Source organism: Mesorhizobium sp. M0437 (assembly GCF_040321335.1).
Taxonomy (GTDB): Bacteria; Pseudomonadota; Alphaproteobacteria; order Rhizobiales; family Rhizobiaceae; genus Mesorhizobium.
Genome location: NZ_JAMYRK010000215.1, coordinates 1 through 1,244 on the forward strand (window position 1 = coordinate 1; position 1,244 = coordinate 1,244).

The window sequence follows — 1,244 nt, forward strand, 5'->3', positions numbered from 1 at the left end:
CGCCGCTATACTGCCTTTCGAAGATTCTTCTTGCGCTCACGGGGGCGTCCACAGATGTGCTGAAGGTTCTGCAAAAAGTTTTGGAGAGAGAACGGGGCTTGCTCTGAGGGGCGAGCGGCCATGGCACGCTGGTGACGTTTCGACTACCTATTCCCGTGGAAGGGGAGTGCCATGACCAATCGAGAAATTAGACTGAGCAGAGGGCGAGTTGAAAGCGTTGCTGTCGTCGGATGAGGACGGCTTTCGCAAGGTCTTGCAGATTGTGGTGCAGGAGGCTTTGGAGGCCGAGATGACGCAGGCCATCCAAGGAGCTTATCAAGGGCAATCAGTAACGCACTTCGTCGACCCGCAAACCGGCTTGAATGTCATTCGCGATAGTTCAGGAAATCTCCTGTCTGGATGGAAGCTCAGTCCCAAGCAGTTAGAATATGTCTTGACGACCGGAAAACTGGGAGGCGGACTATGAGCAGCGTATCTGGCGAATATCGTGCGTTGGTTGAAACCTTTCTCGCAAGGGAAATAGATGCTCCTAAGTTGGTAGAAATTTACTTAAAGAAATTTAAGGATGAGACGCGAGCCATCCCAGAGCAGGAGTTTAAGGTGATAGATGAGATCTTTGCTGACATTGACTCATACACTTCCGATATCAGCTTGATTAGAGAGAATCCTAGATTCTATGTTGACGAAGCACAACTGAGAGTAAAAGTTGCGGAGGCCCTAGACCGGCTCCCATGAGGCTTACCGGGATAACCGAAAGCAATTATCTCAATCCCGCTCTACAGCGGCGCGAGTTCGTGACAGAGCTCAAGCGGGCTCGCCGGCGGCAATCCGCGAAGTGCTGCCCGAGGCGGTCTGGCAGCGCTGCTACGTGCACTTCCTCAGAAACGCGCTCGACTACGTGCCGCGCAAGATCGACGACGATTGCCTGATGGAGCTCAGATGGTTCTACGACCGGCGCGACCTTGCCGAGGTCAAACGCGACCTGGCGCAGTGGATCGCCAAATGGCAGGCCAAATACCCGAAGCTGGTCAACTGGGTGGAAGATAACATCGAGGAGACGCTGAGCTTCTATCGGCTGCCGCTAGCTCACCACAAGCACATGAAGTCGACGAACATGCTGGAGCGGCTGAACCAGGAGATCAAGCGGCGCACCCTGGTCGTTCGCATCTTCCCCAACCCGCGGAGCTGTCTGCGGCTGGTTCGGGCATTGGCGGTGGAGATCCACGAGAACTGGCTCGAGGCGA

The 1,244-nt window shown here is 54.9% G+C and carries 2 protein-coding genes and 1 pseudogene; all 3 read left to right on the forward strand.

Annotated features, from left to right (window positions below; all coding sequences use genetic code 11):
• The first annotated feature begins 208 nt into the window (after positions 1 to 208).
• Positions 209 to 466, forward strand: a complete 258-nt coding sequence (locus tag NKI72_RS35055; RefSeq protein WP_352474380.1) for a colicin D domain-containing protein — start codon at positions 209 to 211, stop codon at positions 464 to 466.
• Positions 463 to 735, forward strand: a complete 273-nt coding sequence (locus NKI72_RS35060; RefSeq protein WP_352474379.1) for a colicin immunity domain-containing protein — start codon at positions 463 to 465, stop codon at positions 733 to 735. The genes NKI72_RS35055 and NKI72_RS35060 overlap by 4 nt, the downstream gene beginning before the upstream one ends.
• 73 nt (positions 736 to 808) lie before the next feature.
• Positions 809 to 1,244: pseudogene (locus NKI72_RS35065) on the forward strand (transposase); the annotation flags it as partial.